At 57.7% G+C, this 15,830-nt stretch carries 16 protein-coding genes; 8 read left to right on the forward strand and 8 right to left on the reverse strand.

The features are described 5' to 3' along the window. Positions 1-130: 130 nt before the first annotated feature. The 3 genes from IQ254_RS23470 to IQ254_RS23480 all read right to left on the reverse strand — a co-directional run bounded on the left by IQ254_RS23470 (position 131) and on the right by IQ254_RS23480 (position 2,408). Entirely contained in the window at positions 131-688 is a 558-nt protein-coding gene (locus IQ254_RS23470) for a DMT family transporter (RefSeq protein WP_193968580.1), read from the reverse strand. 115 nt (positions 689-803) lie between these two features. After that, positions 804-1,883, reverse strand: a complete 1,080-nt coding sequence (locus tag IQ254_RS32705) for a bifunctional transcriptional activator/DNA repair enzyme AdaA (RefSeq protein WP_278000360.1) — start codon at positions 1,881-1,883, stop codon at positions 804-806. A gap of 69 nt (positions 1,884-1,952) precedes the next feature. Beyond that, on the reverse strand, positions 1,953-2,408 hold the full coding sequence (locus tag IQ254_RS23480; RefSeq protein ID WP_193968581.1) for a protein tyrosine phosphatase family protein: 456 nt from the start codon (positions 2,406-2,408) through the stop codon (positions 1,953-1,955). Positions 2,409-2,468: 60 nt separating this feature from the next. On the opposite strand from IQ254_RS23480, the gene IQ254_RS23485 reads away from it, so the two are divergent. The 3 genes from IQ254_RS23485 (at position 2,469) to IQ254_RS23495 (ending at position 6,498) form a co-directional block, all read left to right on the forward strand. After that, complete coding sequence (locus IQ254_RS23485; protein WP_193968582.1) at positions 2,469-3,047, forward strand: thioredoxin family protein; 579 nt, start codon at positions 2,469-2,471, stop codon at positions 3,045-3,047. A gap of 179 nt (positions 3,048-3,226) precedes the next feature. After that, positions 3,227-4,126, forward strand: a complete 900-nt coding sequence (locus IQ254_RS23490; protein ID WP_193968583.1) for a phosphate/phosphite/phosphonate ABC transporter substrate-binding protein — start codon at positions 3,227-3,229, stop codon at positions 4,124-4,126. 290 nt (positions 4,127-4,416) lie between these two features. Continuing rightward, positions 4,417-6,498: a protein kinase gene (locus tag IQ254_RS23495; RefSeq protein ID WP_193968584.1), complete on the forward strand. Its 2,082-nt coding sequence runs from the start codon at positions 4,417-4,419 to the stop codon at positions 6,496-6,498. Positions 6,499-6,558: 60 nt separating this feature from the next. On the opposite strand, the gene IQ254_RS23500 is transcribed toward IQ254_RS23495, so the two are convergent. The 4 genes from IQ254_RS23500 to IQ254_RS23515 all read right to left on the reverse strand — a co-directional run bounded on the left by IQ254_RS23500 (position 6,559) and on the right by IQ254_RS23515 (position 10,408). Next, positions 6,559-7,491 carry a DUF3365 domain-containing protein gene (locus IQ254_RS23500; RefSeq protein WP_193968585.1) on the reverse strand — a complete coding sequence of 311 codons (933 nt, stop codon included), beginning with the start codon at positions 7,489-7,491 and terminating at the stop codon, positions 6,559-6,561. A gap of 243 nt (positions 7,492-7,734) precedes the next feature. Then, positions 7,735-8,835 (reverse strand): hypothetical protein, encoded by a 1,101-nt coding sequence (locus tag IQ254_RS23505; RefSeq protein WP_193968586.1) that lies wholly within the window; start codon positions 8,833-8,835, stop codon positions 7,735-7,737. Positions 8,836-9,017: 182 nt separating this feature from the next. Further along, the gene (locus tag IQ254_RS23510; RefSeq protein WP_193968587.1) at positions 9,018-9,731 is read right to left on the reverse strand and encodes a Uma2 family endonuclease; all 714 of its coding nucleotides are present in this window, start codon (positions 9,729-9,731) and stop codon (positions 9,018-9,020) included. 92 nt (positions 9,732-9,823) lie between these two features. Further along, positions 9,824-10,408 carry a TetR/AcrR family transcriptional regulator gene (locus IQ254_RS23515; RefSeq protein ID WP_193968588.1) on the reverse strand — a complete coding sequence of 195 codons (585 nt, stop codon included), beginning with the start codon at positions 10,406-10,408 and terminating at the stop codon, positions 9,824-9,826. Positions 10,409-10,491: 83 nt separating this feature from the next. Between IQ254_RS23515 and IQ254_RS23520 the strand changes: the two genes are divergently transcribed. The 4 genes from IQ254_RS23520 to IQ254_RS23535 all read left to right on the forward strand — a co-directional run bounded on the left by IQ254_RS23520 (position 10,492) and on the right by IQ254_RS23535 (position 13,895). Beyond that, positions 10,492-11,379: an alpha/beta fold hydrolase gene (locus tag IQ254_RS23520; RefSeq protein WP_193968589.1), complete on the forward strand. Its 888-nt coding sequence runs from the start codon at positions 10,492-10,494 to the stop codon at positions 11,377-11,379. A 122-nt stretch (positions 11,380-11,501) separates the two neighbouring features. Beyond that, the gene (gene cysH / locus IQ254_RS23525; RefSeq protein WP_193968590.1) at positions 11,502-12,272 is read left to right on the forward strand and encodes a phosphoadenosine phosphosulfate reductase; all 771 of its coding nucleotides are present in this window, start codon (positions 11,502-11,504) and stop codon (positions 12,270-12,272) included. A 104-nt stretch (positions 12,273-12,376) separates the two neighbouring features. After that, positions 12,377-13,033, forward strand: a complete 657-nt coding sequence (locus tag IQ254_RS23530) for a glutathione S-transferase N-terminal domain-containing protein (protein WP_193968591.1) — start codon at positions 12,377-12,379, stop codon at positions 13,031-13,033. A 118-nt stretch (positions 13,034-13,151) separates the two neighbouring features. Beyond that, complete coding sequence (locus IQ254_RS23535; protein ID WP_193968592.1) at positions 13,152-13,895, forward strand: SDR family oxidoreductase; 744 nt, start codon at positions 13,152-13,154, stop codon at positions 13,893-13,895. A 149-nt stretch (positions 13,896-14,044) separates the two neighbouring features. On the opposite strand, the gene IQ254_RS23540 is transcribed toward IQ254_RS23535, so the two are convergent. Continuing rightward, on the reverse strand, positions 14,045-14,815 hold the full coding sequence (locus IQ254_RS23540) for a DUF4058 family protein (protein WP_193968593.1): 771 nt from the start codon (positions 14,813-14,815) through the stop codon (positions 14,045-14,047). Between the two features lie 107 nt (positions 14,816-14,922). Here IQ254_RS23540 and IQ254_RS23545 point away from each other — a divergent pair, with 107 nt between their 5' ends. Next, entirely contained in the window at positions 14,923-15,822 is a 900-nt protein-coding gene (locus IQ254_RS23545) for an ion channel (RefSeq protein WP_193968595.1), read from the forward strand. Positions 15,823-15,830 lie beyond the last annotated feature (8 nt).

The following is a 15,830-nucleotide window of genomic DNA, read 5'->3' on the forward strand; positions in this document are numbered from 1 at the left end:
ATATGCGCTCGGTCACGCGTCCGATAGGGAACTGTCTGAGCCTCCCGAAGTTCACTTAACGTGCGGTCTTCTTCCTCGGTCAAAATGATGCGTAATGGGGCGGGCATTTGAGGGCACTCTGGCTACCCTGCTATCTTACATTTAATCTCAACTGCCTACTTACTCCGGTCAGGTGATGGCGGACGTAGGGCGCTGCGATCGCATAGCAGCAGGCGGCACCCAACCCAGCCATCACCGCCAGCCCAAAGCCATCCATATCCACAATCGGCTGCCAACCCAGCAATATCACCACCCCGATAAATCCTAGGGTTAGACCCGTCATTCGGCTTAAGGAGTATCGTTCTTTGAGCCAGATCACGGCGATCGCCGTACCAAACAGCGGCGCGGTAGCATTCAAAATCGAGGTAAACCCTGCTGGCAATGACAGCGTGGCGTAGGCCAGTAGCACAAAGGGCAAGGCTGAGTTCAGCGCACCGACCACGAGCAAATGTCGCCAGTGGGATAGCCCCACCGCCCACAATCCCCGCCGGAGCACCAGCGGTAATAGCGCTAGGCTAGCCAGCACCAGCCTTAGTTCAATCAGCCACACTGGGCCAAACTCCGGGGCGGCTACCCGCATAAACAAAAACGAGCCACCCCAAAGGGCGGCCAGCAAAACAAATTCCACTGCCGAATGCCAGCGTTTCATCGCGTTGTCGATCCTTTGCTTTTTTCCAATACCCCGATCGGGCGAACAGCCGTTCGCCCCTACAAGCCCTTGGCCAAAATCGCCAATCCGAAATCTAAAAATCCAAAATTTGCAGCTACCGTCCCGGCAGCTGCCCCGTGCGCTCTAGCTCCAGCAGCAGCCGTTTGCGCCATAGCCCCCCGCCATAGCCGGTGAGCGAACCATCTTTGCCAATCACCCGGTGACAGGGCACCACAATGCTGATGCGGTTGCTGCCATTGGCCCGCGCTACTGCGCGCATGGCTGTGGGTTGGCCAATCCGCTGGGCTAGCTCGTCGTAGGCTATGGTTTCGCCGTAGGGAATCCGCCGCAGCTCCTCCCAAACGGTGGTTTGAAACGGCGTGCCCTGGAAGGCCAGGGGGACGGTGAAGGGGGAGAGATCGCCCCCAAACTCACCAGCAAAGTAGCGCTGGAGCTCGGTTTTAAGGGTCGTCAAATGGGGATGGCTAACGGGCAACACCGCGCAGCCCAGCCGCTGGCGCAGAGCCGCATAGTGACGTTCCAGCCGCCGCGGATCGCTGTACTCCAGCAGGCACAGGCCGTCGTCTACGGCCCCGGCCACCATCAGCCCAATCGGGGTTTCGATCAGCTCCACTGCAATATATGACTGGGTCTCGGCCTGGCCCGGCGGCCCGCCAAAGGTCTGGGCAAAGGCCTGCCGAAAGCCGCTGTGGGAGTCGTAGCCCTGGGCAAACACGACATCGTCCAACAATGCGCCGTTGCGAATTTGGCTAAAGGCCCCGGCCAACCGTCGGGCCCGGCACCATTCGGCAAAGGTCATGCCGTAGTGGTCTTTAAACCACCGCCGCGCCCGTTCGGGGGTAACACCCAGCTGGTGCCAATCTTCGGCGGTGAGCTTTTTCCCCGCCTGGGTCTCGGCCCGCTCCATCAGCTGGCTCACCCAGTCGGGCGGTTGCTCTAGGCTAGCTTCGGGCTGGCAGCGCTTGCAGGGACGGTACCCAGCCACCATCGCCTCTCGCAGCGACAGAAAAAATTCTATATTTTCACGCTTGGGGCACGATGAACAGGAGGGCCGACAAAAAATGCCGGTGGTGCGCACCGCCACAAAAAACAGGCCATCGTAGCTGGCATCTTTGCGGTAGAACGCCGCCTCCATGTCCGCTGTCGAGGGGGCAAAGCTCAAGCTCATCTGCATCGTTCAGGCCAAATGAATAGGGCTATTGTGTCAACCTCAGGCGCTGCCGTCCACCGAAAAAGCGACGGGCTATTTGGCTACCAACGCCTGATCGATGAAGGCTTGCCAGGTGGGATTAGGCTGCCAAATGCGGTGAAGATCTACCTGGGCGACCGAGGGTTCGACCCCCAGGCGCAGCACCCGGTAAAGGTAGACAAAGGCGGAGACCCGCATGTTAAGAGCGCAGTGGACAAAGACATTGAGGTCGCGATTCCGCTCCATTACCCTAAAAAAGATCTCCAAATCTCCCTGGCTCGGGGCTTCCCAGACCACCGGGATGTGAAAGTGGGTCATCCCCAGGCTTTTTACCAACTCTGCTTCACTGACAATGGCGTGGTCTGAGGTAGATAGGGCCAGGTTAATCACCACCGCATAGCCTGCCTGGGCCACCACCTCAAACTGCTCGGCGGTGGGCTGCCCGGCGGTGGCCAGGGTGGGCGAAATCAACCGGTAGTTGCGAATGGCCGTTAGCTTAGCTGCGGTCATAGCCAAATCCCCCAGTACCATTCAGTACTATAAAGAAAACTCACCCTGGAGACTAACCCCATGGTTATGGTGGAATCTACCATGCTGCCCCTGGGCACTGCGGCCCCTACCTTTGAACTGACCGATGTGGTCAGTGGCGAAACCATTACCCTCGGCACCTTTGCCGAGGCTCGGGCGCTACTGGTGATGTTTATCTGCCGCCACTGCCCCTTTGTTAAGCATGTCGAGCACGAGCTGGCCCGCATTGGCAAAGACTACGGCCCCAAGGGGGTTGGCATGGTCGCCATCAGCGCCAACAGCCTACAAACCCACCCGCAGGATGGCCCCGAGTTTCTCAAGGCCCAGGCCCAGGAGGTGGGCTTTCCCTTTCCCTACTGTTTTGATGAGACCCAAGCCGTCGCCAAGGCCTATACTGCCGCCTGCACCCCCGACTTTTTTGTGTTTGACCAGGAAAAACTCTTGGTATATCGGGGTCAACTCGACGACAGCCGCCCCAGCAACGGTAAACCTGTGACCGGCAAAGACCTGCGTGCAGCCCTCGATGCGGTGCTGACGGGGCAACCTATGCCCGACCAAGCACCCAGCGTCGGCTGCAACATCAAGTGGACCCCAGGCAACGCACCGCCCTACTTTGGGTAGCCCACGGGATTTAGCACCAGCCCCTTGTACCCCCACCACCAGCAGCCCTAACGTCACAGAATCCCTAACGTCACAGAATACGAAGAAGCGTCAGATTCTGCGATCCTTCGATCTAAGCTCTAAGCTACCAACCCTGGTGCAACTTACCCGTGGAAATCTAGTTCAACGTTGTACAGAGCATGAGTCGACTGCGGCGGTTTTTCAACCTATGTGTGGCGGGTCTGATAGCCGTATTGCTCTTGCAGACCAGCGGCTGTGGTTCGGATCAGGGGTCTCAGCAGCCAACGCGACTCACCATCGGGCTAGTGAGCTACGACTCAGGGGCCAGCTCTCTAGAAAAGTACCAACGCTTTCAAACCTATCTGGCTGAACAACTCCAGGCCGTCGTCGAACTAGAGCCCGTATTTAACGAAATTCGCGCCGTTGAGCAGATTCGGGCAGACAACTGGTCACTGGTGTTTGCCCCATCGGGGCTAGCCGCCATTGCGATCGCAGAAGCCAACTATCTCCCTATCTTTCCAACCCTAGGGGCCCCCAACCAAAAGTCTGTGCTGGTGGTGCGCAACGATAGCTCATTACAGGCCCTGGGCGATCTGGCCAACCAGACCATTGCCCTAGGCGAAGCCGGATCGGCGACCGGCTATTACCTCCCCCTGTACGATCTCTATGGCCTCACCCTAGAAGCCATTGAGTTTGCCCCCACTCCAGCCACCGCGCTGGAGTGGATCGCCGATGGCCGAGTGACCGCCGGGGCGCTGTCAGAAGATAACTTTCAGCAATACCGCAAAGATTTTGGGCCGAACACGTTTCGTATCTTGCACGCCAGTCGCGCCATTCCGCCCGGCGCAGTTTTGATTAGTCCTACGGTCGATCGCAACCAACAGCAGTACATCGAGCAGGCCATGCAGAATGCGCCCTCGGCTATGACCACGGATGCGGGCTACATTTCCAACTCACCCCCGCCTGACTTAACTCAGCTGATCGCCCTAGTCGAGAAGGTACGCCCTCTAGAAGCGCGGGTTAAGGAGCAGCCAGCGGTGCTGACCCTAGCTGAGACCTCCCTGTCAGATAGTCATTGACCGATTGGGCACCGTCTGCCTCGGCGACAGCCCGTGAGCGGCATCACCAAGCAGGTTGAATCAGTAAGATAGAATTAAGACCAGCATCGTATTTTCACCGAGCGTGATGGATTGGCATGGGCAGCCTGCCAGATCACGCCTAACAGAGCCGTCAGGTACTGAGCACTCTACCAGCAGCCATCAGGGATACTTTCAGGAAATTGCCGCCCACGAGGTGAAATTACCCTTAGCTAACCGGTAATGCACCACTCTCGTTAGCGATTTTCAGCCTCTACCCATCCTTATAACTGATGAGTGTGACCCACGGACATCGCACCCTAGCCGCCATTGTGCTGACTGATGCAGTTGGCTTTAGCGCCCGCATGGCGGTACATGAAGAATCCACGCTTTCTCAGATTCAGCGCGATCAAGAGTTGATGGAAAAGCTCTGCCAAGATTTTGAGGGCAAAGTTTTAAAATCGACGGGTGATGGCCTACTCATGTACTTCGCCAGTGCGGTACAAGCCGTGAGCTGTGGCCTAGCCATTCAGCAAAAACTGGCCCGCACTGACGACACCCGAGATGGTGAGCCCGCCCTGCTGCATCGAATTGGCATTCATTTGGGAGATGTCTTCTTTAGCCAGTCAGATGTAATGGGCAATGGGGTCAATATTGCCGCTCGCTTACAGACCGAGGCTCACCCTAGCGGTCTCTGTATTTCTAAGCTGGTCTACGATGTCGTCAAGTCGCGGCTTGACTTAGATGTCACCTATGCCGGGCCGCTACAGCTCAAAAATATTCAGGAATTAGTACCGGCTTACCATGTTCACGCCTTGCCGAGGGGGCATCGTGAGGTCAACCCTACAGCCGCGATCGCAGCCGATGCCCACGAACCCACAACGGCTCACGAGTTGGCCAATACCCATGAGCCAGCGGCAGAGCCCAAAGACCGGCAGATATTTGCTCCGGGCAGTAAAATTGGTGGCCGATATATTGTGCAGCGGGTATTGGGTCAGGGTGGTTTTGGCCGGTCTTATCTGGTGCAAGACTCCCAGCGCTTTGGCGAAGCCTGCGTGCTGAAGGAGTTTTTCCCCACCAAAAAATCAGGGGACAATCTTCAAAAGGCCCTAGATCTCTTTAAACGAGAAGCCAAAACCCTTTACCAGCTCGATCATCCCCAGGTGCCTAAGTTTCTGGCCTGCTTTACTCAGAAAAACCGCCTGTTTATCGTGCAGGAATATATTGATGGCGTGCCCTATTCTCAGCTGATCAAGCAGCGCCGCCAGCAGCAGAGCCAATTTTCTGAGGCGGAGGTGATCCAATGGCTGATGCAAATGCTGCAGGTGCTAGATTATCTCCACAGGTTGGGAATTGTGCATCGGGACATTTCGCCCGACAACATCATGTACTGTCGCGATCGCAATCTGCCGGTATTAATTGACTTTGGCCTGGTTAGCGATGCCATCACCACCCTCCTCTCCGGTGACCTGGAGGAGGGTGATGAAGGCCACGCCCCTACAATGGTGGGCAAATTTGGCTACTCACCGCCCGAGCAAATTCACCTGGGGCAATGCTTTCCGGGGAGCGATCTCTATGCCCTAGGGGTGACGGCCATTGTTCTGCTCACCAGCCGCTACCCCCGCGATTTGATCGACCAAGACTCCCTAGAGTGGCGCTGGCAAAGCTACGTCAGCCTTAGCCCCACCCTGGAGGATATTCTGACTCAGATGGTGCAGCAAAAGCCCAAGGCGCGCTTTCAAGAAGTCGCTGAGGTGGTGCAACGCCTGACCCAACTGGTAGACAGCAACTCATCGCCGATCTCTCCCCTCACCGATGAACCCGCCTGGGCGCAGTCGGTCAACCGGCCCGATTCGCCTACCGTTGAAGAGCCCAGCCTGGCTGATGCTAAGCTGTACGACCGATCATTTATAGAGACTTGTCGTCAAGAACTGACCCGCTGTATTGGCCCGATGGCAAGCGTGGTGGTCGAAGAGATGGTCGATCAGTATCCCCAGGCAACGCCAGCAGAGTTTGTCGATATCTTGGCAAGTCAGTTATCTAACGGCAATCAGGCGACTGATTTTGTCAGTCGTCTCCAGGGTGCGATCGCCCAAGATACAAGCGATGTAAGCTCTGGTGTTGCAACCTTATCTAAGGTAGACCCCCCACAGGCAGCTGCAAATCTATCATCGGCTGCCGACCATCTCAGTCCCGCATTTCTCAGTCGTTGCCGCCAGAACCTGACCCGCTGCATTGGCCCGATGGCCAGCTATCTGGTCAAAGACACCCTAGACGATTTCCCCAACCTATCGGCCCAGGAACTGGTAACTCGCCTAGCCGCCGAAATTCCCGATGCTCAAAAAGCGGCAGACTTCCGCCAACAAATGCAGTAGGGGTACCTTGGCTGGCACCCCGACAACATCGGCAAGCTGGCGTTACGCGCCACCCGGTCGTTAACGCGACAAGTCACCGGAGTTTCGCCGTCCGTCACGGTAGCGATCGAGGCGTTGCATCGCCATTTGTAAACTCATTTGCATGCGGTTAAATGCCCCTGCCAGCTTACCCACTTCATCGTTAGAGGTTTGGCTAAACTCGGCCCCAGCATCACCCATACTGGCCGCCTCTGCCGCCATCGCCATCCGATTGAGCGGGCGCACAACATAGCGCTTCAACCAGAGGTTGACCATCACAATAGCGATGGAGAAGGCAATGACAAAAATGCCGAGAATCAGCAGCAGCGCCTGACGGGCACTTTGCAGCACCTTAGCAGCCGGCACCGAGATCATTTGGGCCCCCACAATTTCATCCTGTTGCCAGCCAAAGCCGTTTTCACTGCCGTAGCGCTCGATCATGCTGGCGGGGGCCGCGGCAGGGGTGCTGTGGCATTCTAAGCAGCTGGCCTGAGAGACTTTGATGGGCCGCGCAATGTAATAGAGATCGCCCGCTGGGCTTTGGCGAAAGCCGCTGGTTTCTCCAGTGGTTGTCTGCTGCTTAAATTGAGCCACCAGCTGAGCCTCAAAGTCGTCGGCTTTGTCGCGCAGATTGGTGGGGTTGAGAGTCGCTTCTTTATAGAAAAAATCGGCATAGATTGGGTTGCCGCGAAACGTTTCAAAGACTTCGCGGGCAGAATAGGCGGGCACAGTTTCGGGTAAAAATTCGGTATTGAGGCGATCGGCCAGCTCTGGATTGACCTGGTTAGAGGTGTAATCTCGCACCGAGTTCATGGTTTCCATCAGCATCAGCGCTTTGGTAGTCAGCTGCACCTGGGCATTTTGGTTGAGCACAGCGGAGAGGGCAACACTGCTGGCAACGATACCGCCCAGGAACACAAGCAGCAGCAGCAGGGTGAATTTTTGGCCCAGTTGTAGGTCGGCAAGCTTCAGCATGGAGTGACGTTTGTGGTGAGTTTCGTCATCAAATACACCAGTGACTGACCTGTTTCCGGAGATGCAAAACGTTTTGCAAAACAGAACAACGTTGCTCTCGCGGCTCAGGCCATTGATTAGGGAGTAGCTAATGCCAATTTTAGAGTATGGTTTGCTACCGGCTCATACGTATAACAGTTCATCATTATCTCCGGCACTACCCATGTAACCATAGGGAGTTGTTGCGCCTGGGTTACGCGCAATTTACTGGAGCTGCGCCAGCTTTTGGTTCGCAAGATTTAGCAATCGGCTGGCCTCGGCATAGCTGGTTGTGCCCGGCTGCACCTTCTCCAGCTCATCAATCACCTCTTGAAGCAGGCTAGCGATTTGATTGGCCGCCATGCTATCTAGATCTCTGCCTAGCATGCGGGTGTTTTTGGCTTTGGCATTCTCTAATGCTCTAGCAGAGGCTTCTTCTTTCGCCGCATTTTCTTGCACAACGCCGAGGTTGTTTTGGTACTGAGCCAGCAAGCCCTGGGCTTCGCTATAGCCAGGGTCTTCGATCGGGATGGCTTCTAGACGGGCGATCGCGGTTTTCCACTGATTGGCAATGCGATTCCAGGTGGCGGCGCTATGGGGCGGGTTTTGTCCAGCCACGGCAGCTTCATAAGCAAATTTCTTCGCTGCATCGACTAGCGTATTCGATCGATTGCCCCCGGCGACATTGCCCGAGACCTGCTGATAGTCGCGCTGGTAGGCCTGGAGCTTGGTGGCCGATTGCCGCCCCGCCAGGGTCTCCGGCGGAATTTCGTTGAGTTTATCCATGCCCCGCTGCCAGTTGGCCAGGGCCGTAGCCCGGTCTGCGCCCACCTGTGACGTTTGATAGGCCTGTTGGGCTGACTCAACCGCCAAGGTACCTTCTTCGAGCAGGTTTTGAGCGTTGCGTTCTTGAAACACCACCGCTTCCATGCGGCCAATTTCGCGGCGGGCTGACTCGAACTCGTCGAGGGTAAACTGCCAGCTACAGCCTACGAAACCGCAGTAGCCCCTGGGGTAGTAGCCCAGAAACCAAACTGGTAAACCATCTAGGTGCACTTGGGCCTGGGTAACTTTTTCTTCGCCCAGGGCGATATCACTAGCGGAGGTAGCCTGGTTGACGAGCTGGTCGGCCTGGGCTACCAGCGACACCGCCTGCCGGTAGTCGTGATCCATCTTGATATAGCTGGGCAGCAAGATCAGGGGAGCCGTCTTTGCCACGGGCCAGCGGATCATGGGGTAGGGCAGGTTGAGTACCCAGATGCTCCCTGCTAGCCCCGCCACAACCGCGATCGCAGAGCCAAAGCAACCAAATGTACGAGCCACCATAGCGTTGTCTTGTGATCAAAGAGGATATGCAGTTTAGGGTGCCCAAAGTTGAAATGCTCGGTGCAGATCTGGCCTGGGCCGCCGCCTTACAGATCTCCTCAGCGCCATATCGCGGTTTTCCGGAAAGTCGTCATGGTTCACCCGATTGACCAGCCGGTTGGCTCAGAAAAGATCCTGCGATTCTAGTTGAGCAAGGTTTCCGGGTCGATGCCGCGATCGCGCAGTTGCGCCTTGAAAGCTTCCAATGCCTGCTCTGCTGCTGAAGCCCGACGTTCTGCTGCCGCCGCCCGCTGTTCGGCCTGCTGCCGCAGCAGCGCCTCCTGCCTGAGCGCCGCCGCCAGCTCATCGGGGATCAGCAGCTTCTCGCCTGTGTCCTGCCGATAGAAGGCAATTAGTCCGCCGTCAATCTGCAAACGTAGTCCCAGTGGTTCGCTACAGCTATCCTCGATTGGTATATAAACCTCATCGCGTAGACGGTAGCCCTTGAGCTGCTCGGCAATCCACTCGCCCTTGGGGTCAAACAGCCAGTATTCTTGCACTCCCAGCCCTTCATAGAGGGTCTTTTTTTCAACTTCATCCTGCTGGCGCGTCCCTGCGGAGGTCATTTCAAAGATGGCCGATGGCACCTGGCCCTCTTCCCAAATTTTGTAGTTGTCGCGCCCGCCAGGCTCCACCTCAAAAATCACCATGACATCGGGAGCGACTCGCAGCTTGGGAAAACCCTGAGCGTAGTACATGAACTGGTTAGCCAAAACCGTAGCCTGCCGCCCCGCGAGGTATTGCCGTAAGACCTCCAACGTAATTAGCAGGGCGTAGAAATGGGCGTAGGTTTCGGCCACGGGTTCACCGTCGGAGCTGGGGTAGGTAGTGGTGGCCTGGGGCCAGAGGGCGGTCATGGATGCCTCCGGGGAGAGGGACTTATGTGTAGGATAACCCGTTGGAGATTTTGGATTGGGGATTTTAGATTGCCAGGGATGGAAGGTGGGCTTTAGGGAGAAGCTGCCTCGATTAAGACAGCGGCGGCGGCTTTGGCCTGACCCGCCGCATTGGGGCAGCCGTGCATCATGGCGACCACGGTGGCCCCCTGCATTAAAATCATCAGCTGCTTGGCCAGGTCTTCGGGGTTGGGCAGATTAGCCGCTTTGACCAGGGTGAGGATGTAGTCGGCGACGGCCTGCTGGTGGGCCAGGGTGATCTGGTAGCCGGGGTGCTCGGCATCGACCAGCTCCACCGCTGAGTTGATAAAGGCGCAGCCGCGAAAGTTGGGCTTCTCAATCCACTCGCGCAGGGCGTCAAAAATGGCGAGGAGGGGCGACTCGCCGGAGGCTTCGGCGTGGCGGGCGATCGCAGCCTGAAACCACTCGCGCCAGCCCTGGTGCTGATCCTCAAGCCAGGCGGCGATCAGCGCATCCTTGGACTTGAAGTGGTTGTAGAGCGACATTTTGGCCACCCCCGACTCGGCAATGATGCGATCGATGCCGACGCAGTGGACACCCTCTTTGTAGAACAGCTCAGAGGCCGCCGCCAGGATGCGATCGCGGGCGCAGGGGCGGGAAGCAGATGAGCGGGCCATGGAATTGCACAATGTAGACAGGTCTGTCTGTATAATATCCTAGGTCTCGGCCATTTGTCTGCACTCTGTAACAGAGCAACACTATGACCTCAACCCCCTTAAGCTGGCCCAATTGGCAGGAATTCAGAGCCTCCCAGCAAGAGATTTTGCTGTCAAAGGTGGCCCACCTCCCCGTCACCATTCGCTATATCGACGCGGGCGAAGCCCGGCGGGGCACGGTGCTGCTGATGCACGGCATCCCCACCTGGGGCTACTTGTACCACGCGGTGATTCCGCCCCTGGTGCAGGCGGGCTATCGGGTGCTGGCTCCAGACTTTTTGGGCCACGGCTGGTCAGATCGGCGCGATCGCTTCGATCGATCCTTCCAGGACCAGGCTCGCATGGTTGTGGCGCTGCTGGCTGCCTTGGAGTTGAACCGGGTGGATGTGGTGGGTCACGACACGGGCGGCGCGGTGGCGCTGATTCTAGCGATCGAGCATTCCCACCTTGTCCGTCGCCTGGTGATTGCCAACTCGGTCTGCTACGACCGCTTTGACGACGACATGCTCGACTTTGGCCATCCCCTGCGCTGGCAGCCTCGCCCGGTGGAAGATTTGGTCGCAGCCTTGGAAGAGAGTCTGGCGGCAGGACTGTCGAACCTCAATCAGCTCACCTCCGAATTTCGGGTTGGGATCATCGCCCCATGGGCCAGTGAGGAAGGCAAGCTCAGCTTGATCCGCAACGCCGCTGCCCTCAACGCCAACCAGACCATGGCCCTGGTCGATCGCCACAGCGATATCACCGCCCCGACGATGGTTCTCTGGGGCATGGACGACCCCTGGCAGAAAGCCGAGGATGGCCAGCGGCTCGCCAGCGAAATTCCTACCGCCCACTTCCATGCCCTGGAGGGGGCCTCCCACTGGGCACAACAGGATGCGCCAGAGGCCTTTACCGAAGCGCTTTTAGCATTCTTTGGCTCGCCGCCGAAATAAGAATTGGCTGAGAAGGGATTGACAATAGACAGACCTGTCTACATAATCAGAACATACAGACCGTTCTGTATAAGTTGTCTCAACCAACGCCCCAAACCACAGCCTTTTAAGGAGGCGCCTGCATGATCGCTACCCTTGCTCCATCTACCAGCACAGAGCAGCTAGCCACCCTGGCCCAGGGGTTCCGCTCCTTTGCCCCATTGTCAGGTCAGGCTAAGCTCCCCGCCACAGAAGCCACGCCTCAGACCTCTGCGGCCATCGTGGCATGGGCCGCCGATACCTTTGGCCCTGGGCTAGTGATGAGCACCAGCTTTGGCATTCAGGCGGCGGTGATGCTGCATTTGGTGACTCAGGCGGTGCCCGATATGCCGGTGATCTGGGTCGATACAGGCTATCTACCTGAAGAGACCTACCGCTTCGCCAGTGAACTAACCCAGCGACTAGATTTAAACCTCAGGGTCTACCAGTCGCCCCTTAGCCCGGCCCGCATGGAGGCCCTCCACGGCAGGCTGTGGGACACGGACAGTGTTCAAGCTCTCAACCAGTACGACCAGATTCGCAAGGTCGAGCCCATGCAGCGGGCGCTGCGCGAACTGGGGGCAACGGCTTGGCTGGCTGGGCTGCGATCGCAGCAAACTGACCACCGCAAAACCCTGGATTTGGTGGGACAGCAGCACGGCATTCACAAGATTCTGCCAATTCTGCACTGGACCTCGAAGGATATCTACGACTACCTGCAAGCCCACGACCTGCCCTACCACCCCTTTTTCGACCAGGGCTACGTCACCGTCGGCGACTGGCACTCCAGCCGCCCGCTGATGGCCAGCGATCTAGATGAGCGCGACACCCGCTTCCACGGGCTGAAGCAGGAGTGCGGCATTCATATTGCCTAATGACGGCTAATTGGGTCGTCTGGATTTTTCTGAATTTCGCCATGACCTGGGCGAGGGCAAACGACCGTTTGCCCCTACGAGAGACACTATTCTGAAGGTATCCCATGATTGATCTGTATACGTTCACGACCCCCAACGGTCGCAAGCCCGCCATTCTGCTCGAAGAGTTAGAAATGCCCTACACCATTCACTCGGTGAATATTGGCAAGGGCGAACAGTTTGACCCCGATTTTTTAGCCATCAGCCCCAACAACAAAATTCCGGCGATTGTCGATCGCGACAATGACCTGGCCGTGTTTGAGTCGGGGGCCATTTTGATTTACCTGGCGGAGAAGGGCGGTAAGCTACTGCCCACTGAAACAGGCGATCGCATCAGGACGATTGAATGGCTGATGTTTCAAATGGCCAGCGTTGGCCCCATGTTTGGCCAGCTTGGTCACTTTCGCAACGCTGCCCCCGAGCCGGTACCCTACGCCATTGACCGCTACGAAAAAGAAGCCCTGCGGCTGCTGGGCGTGATGGAAAGCCAGCTGGCTAAAACCCCCTACCTGGCGGGCGATTATTCCATTGCCGATATCGCCACCTTTCCCTGGGTAGCGGCAGCCAAAACCTCATACATGGGCCTAACGCTGGATGAATTTCCCCAGGTGCAGCGCTGGATTGAGGCGCTAAAAGCTCGCCCCGCCGTGCAGGTCGGCATGGACGTGCTGAAACCCAATTTCAGCAGCCAGTTTGGCACAGTCGCTGAGCTGGTCGCGTAGGGCAGTTGGTGTCGTAGGGTGGGCACTGCCCACCAGGCCTCAAGGGTCAGACTGCCCGCCCATTTAGATTTCCTCCGACCACATTGTTCTCATTCCTTTAATTTCTGGAGATAATCCCATGACTTTTGACGTAAATGGCAAAGTAGCTCTCGTCACCGGTGCTAACCGCGGCATCGGTAAGGCGATCGCAGAATCTCTGATCCAGCACGGGGCCACTAAGGTCTACGCCGCCGTGCGCAACCTGGACTCGGCTCAATCGCTGGTGGAAACCTACGGGGACCGCGTCGTACCCATCCCCTTTGACCTGGCCCAGCCCGACACCATTGCCCAGGCTGCCCAAACCGCCAGCGACGTAGACCTGGTAGTCAACAATGCCGGGGTGCTGAAGAATGCCGGTCCTCTGGCTGAGGATGCGATCGCTGCGCTTCAGTACGAAATGGAGATGAATGTGTTTGGCCTGATGCGCATGGCCCAGGCCTTTGCCCCCGTGCTGAAAGCCAATGGCGGCGGTGCCTTGGTGCAGCTCAACTCGGTGGCCTCAATCAAGAACTTTGCCGATTTTGCCACCTACTCTGCTTCCAAGGCAGCGGCTTACTCCATCACCCAGGCCCTGCGGGAGAAGCTGGGTGAGCAGGGCACCCTGGTAGTCAGCGTTCACCCCGGCCCGATCGCCACCGACATGGCCCAGGATGCGGGGCTGGGCGAAATTGCCGAGCCGCCTTCCCTCGTGGGAGACGGCATTGTTACGGCGCTGAAGGACGGCAAGTTCCACCTCTTCCCCGACACGATGGCCAAACAAGTCGGCGGAGCCTACGAGAGCTTTGCCAGCAACGTGGTCGAGGCCAACCTGATGGAAGGCTAGAGCAGCGGTACAGTATCTAAATGACGGCCCCAACGAGCATTCCAATGCAGAGCACTGGAACGAGGGGCAGAGAATACTGAACCGGCGTTCTAGCACCCAAACCCCGATTCACAATTAGGAACCTCGTAGGGGCATAGCATGCTATGCCCCTACTCCTGCGCCAACAACTCCTGTAGCCAAGCGCGATCGCCCTCGGCCACCTCTGGCACCGGGGCAACCTGGTAGTTGAGCACCACCGATAGCCCTGCCCGTTCAATTACCCGCTGCAGTAGATCATCAAGCAGCACCATTGGTTCCTGACTGTGGGGCTTTAGCGGTACTGCAAAGGGTGGAATGGGTTCTCGTAACGTAAACGGGTATAGCTCTGCCTGGGGCCGCCGCTCGTGGCGACTCACTAAAATACGATAGTCGCTCCGGGCTCCGGCTCCGGCCATCGGCATGGGAGTGCCACTGCGCAGTAGATCAATTTCAACTAAGTGGGTATGACTGCCCAAGACGCGATCGCGCTTTTGCAGATAAGCCTCCCGGCCCCGCCCCGGTCGTTTGTTGGCGGGGGATAGCACCTCAATCACAGTGACCACGGTTTGAGTCGCAACCTCGCGTACCTCCAAATAACCTTCCTGTACCTCAATCGGCATCGGTAGCAGCACTGCTACCGGCTGGGTTGAGGGTGAAACAACAGCGACAGAGCTTGGATGAGTTTTCGCTTGGGCAGAGGCGATCGCAACGTCGGGAATGCCAATCAGCAGTGCATCTTCGCCGCTCAGTTGGTAAACCCGCTTTTCAATTGCCACTCGGTAGGTCGGCAAAAGCTGCGGGTTTAAAGTTTCCGCCAGCAGGCCAATCAGCAGGTGATGCACCTCCGGCCACAGGTCAGGATTTTCTAAGTATGGGTTCATCCCTGGAAATGGCGACGGCATGTTTGCCCCCAAACGTATTGCCCCAATTCTAAGCGCTGCCCTCTATCTTGCCTTTTGCCCTATGCTACTGATGATCTGAGACCTGCCTATTCTCTCGATTCATGGCTATGCGTTTCCAGCCCAAGCAGCGGTCTTCTTCGCGCATTGTGGCGCGGGATGGCGAAACCCCAACCATTGTGCGGCTGGGTGAAGTGCGATCGCCCTGGCAAGACCTCTACCACCAGTTGTTGACGCTGTCGTGGCCGGTTTTTGTGCTGCTGCTGGCCCTGGCCTATCTGGCCATCAATGCCCTGTTTGCCCTGGCCTACCTGGCTCGCGACGGCAGCATTGCCAACGCCCGCCCCGGCTCCTTTTTGGATGCGCTCTTCTTTAGCGTGCAGACCATGGCCTCGATTGGCTATGGGGCTATGTACCCCCAGACCAACTACGCCAACTGGCTGGTGGTTTTAGAAGCCCTGATCGGGCTGGTGTTGGTGGCGATGGTGACGGGGCTGTGCTTTGCCCGGTTTTCGCTGCCGCGATCGCGGATCATCTTCAGCCAGTATGCGGTCGTGCACCCCTGCGATGGGGTGCCGACGCTGATGTTTCGGGCCGCTAACCAGCGCCGCAACCGCATCCTCGAAGCCCGCCTGTGGGTCACCCTGGTGCGCGACGAAGTTACGGCGGAGGGCGAGTTTTTTCGCCGCTTCTACGATCTGCCCATGGTACGCGCCCAAACGCCCCTGTTTGCCCTCAGCTGGACGGCGATGCACGTCATTACTCCCGACAGCCCACTCTATGGGGAAACCTCGGCCTCCCTGGCGGCGGTCAACGGTGAGATCATCATCATCCTCACCGGCATGGATGAAACCCTGTCCCAGACCATCCACGCCCGCCACTCCTTTCTGGCGGGCGAAATTCTCTGGGATCACCGCTTGGCCGATATTTTGGGCCAGACCTCCGATGGGCGGCGCTCGATTGACTATGGCAAGTTTCATCGGGTAGAGGGGTTGAGGCGAGGGGAGTAGGGGGCAGG

The sequence above is a fragment of the Nodosilinea sp. LEGE 07088 genome (genome assembly GCF_015207395.1).
GTDB lineage: Bacteria > Cyanobacteriota > Cyanobacteriia > Phormidesmidales > Phormidesmidaceae > Nodosilinea.

Excerpts from the sequence above, each read along its gene's own strand:
- IQ254_RS23470 (WP_193968580.1), bottom strand. The coding sequence starts at position 688 with ATGAAACGCTGGCATTCGGCAGTGGAATTTGTTTTGCTGGCCGCCCTT.
- IQ254_RS32705 (WP_278000360.1), bottom strand. The coding sequence starts at position 1,883 with ATGCAGATGAGCTTGAGCTTTGCCCCCTCGACAGCGGACATGGAGGCG.
- IQ254_RS23480 (WP_193968581.1), bottom strand. The coding sequence starts at position 2,408 with ATGACCGCAGCTAAGCTAACGGCCATTCGCAACTACCGGTTGATTTCG.
- IQ254_RS23485 (WP_193968582.1), top strand. The coding sequence starts at position 2,469 with ATGGTTATGGTGGAATCTACCATGCTGCCCCTGGGCACTGCGGCCCCT.
- IQ254_RS23490 (WP_193968583.1), top strand. The coding sequence starts at position 3,227 with ATGAGTCGACTGCGGCGGTTTTTCAACCTATGTGTGGCGGGTCTGATA.
- IQ254_RS23495 (WP_193968584.1), top strand. The coding sequence starts at position 4,417 with ATGAGTGTGACCCACGGACATCGCACCCTAGCCGCCATTGTGCTGACT.
- IQ254_RS23500 (WP_193968585.1), bottom strand. The coding sequence starts at position 7,491 with ATGCTGAAGCTTGCCGACCTACAACTGGGCCAAAAATTCACCCTGCTG.
- IQ254_RS23505 (WP_193968586.1), bottom strand. The coding sequence starts at position 8,835 with ATGGTGGCTCGTACATTTGGTTGCTTTGGCTCTGCGATCGCGGTTGTG.
- IQ254_RS23510 (WP_193968587.1), bottom strand. The coding sequence starts at position 9,731 with ATGACCGCCCTCTGGCCCCAGGCCACCACTACCTACCCCAGCTCCGAC.
- IQ254_RS23515 (WP_193968588.1), bottom strand. The coding sequence starts at position 10,408 with ATGGCCCGCTCATCTGCTTCCCGCCCCTGCGCCCGCGATCGCATCCTG.
- IQ254_RS23520 (WP_193968589.1), top strand. The coding sequence starts at position 10,492 with ATGACCTCAACCCCCTTAAGCTGGCCCAATTGGCAGGAATTCAGAGCC.
- cysH (WP_193968590.1), top strand. The coding sequence starts at position 11,502 with ATGATCGCTACCCTTGCTCCATCTACCAGCACAGAGCAGCTAGCCACC.
- IQ254_RS23530 (WP_193968591.1), top strand. The coding sequence starts at position 12,377 with ATGATTGATCTGTATACGTTCACGACCCCCAACGGTCGCAAGCCCGCC.
- IQ254_RS23535 (WP_193968592.1), top strand. The coding sequence starts at position 13,152 with ATGACTTTTGACGTAAATGGCAAAGTAGCTCTCGTCACCGGTGCTAAC.
- IQ254_RS23540 (WP_193968593.1), bottom strand. The coding sequence starts at position 14,815 with ATGCCGTCGCCATTTCCAGGGATGAACCCATACTTAGAAAATCCTGAC.
- IQ254_RS23545 (WP_193968595.1), top strand. The coding sequence starts at position 14,923 with ATGCGTTTCCAGCCCAAGCAGCGGTCTTCTTCGCGCATTGTGGCGCGG.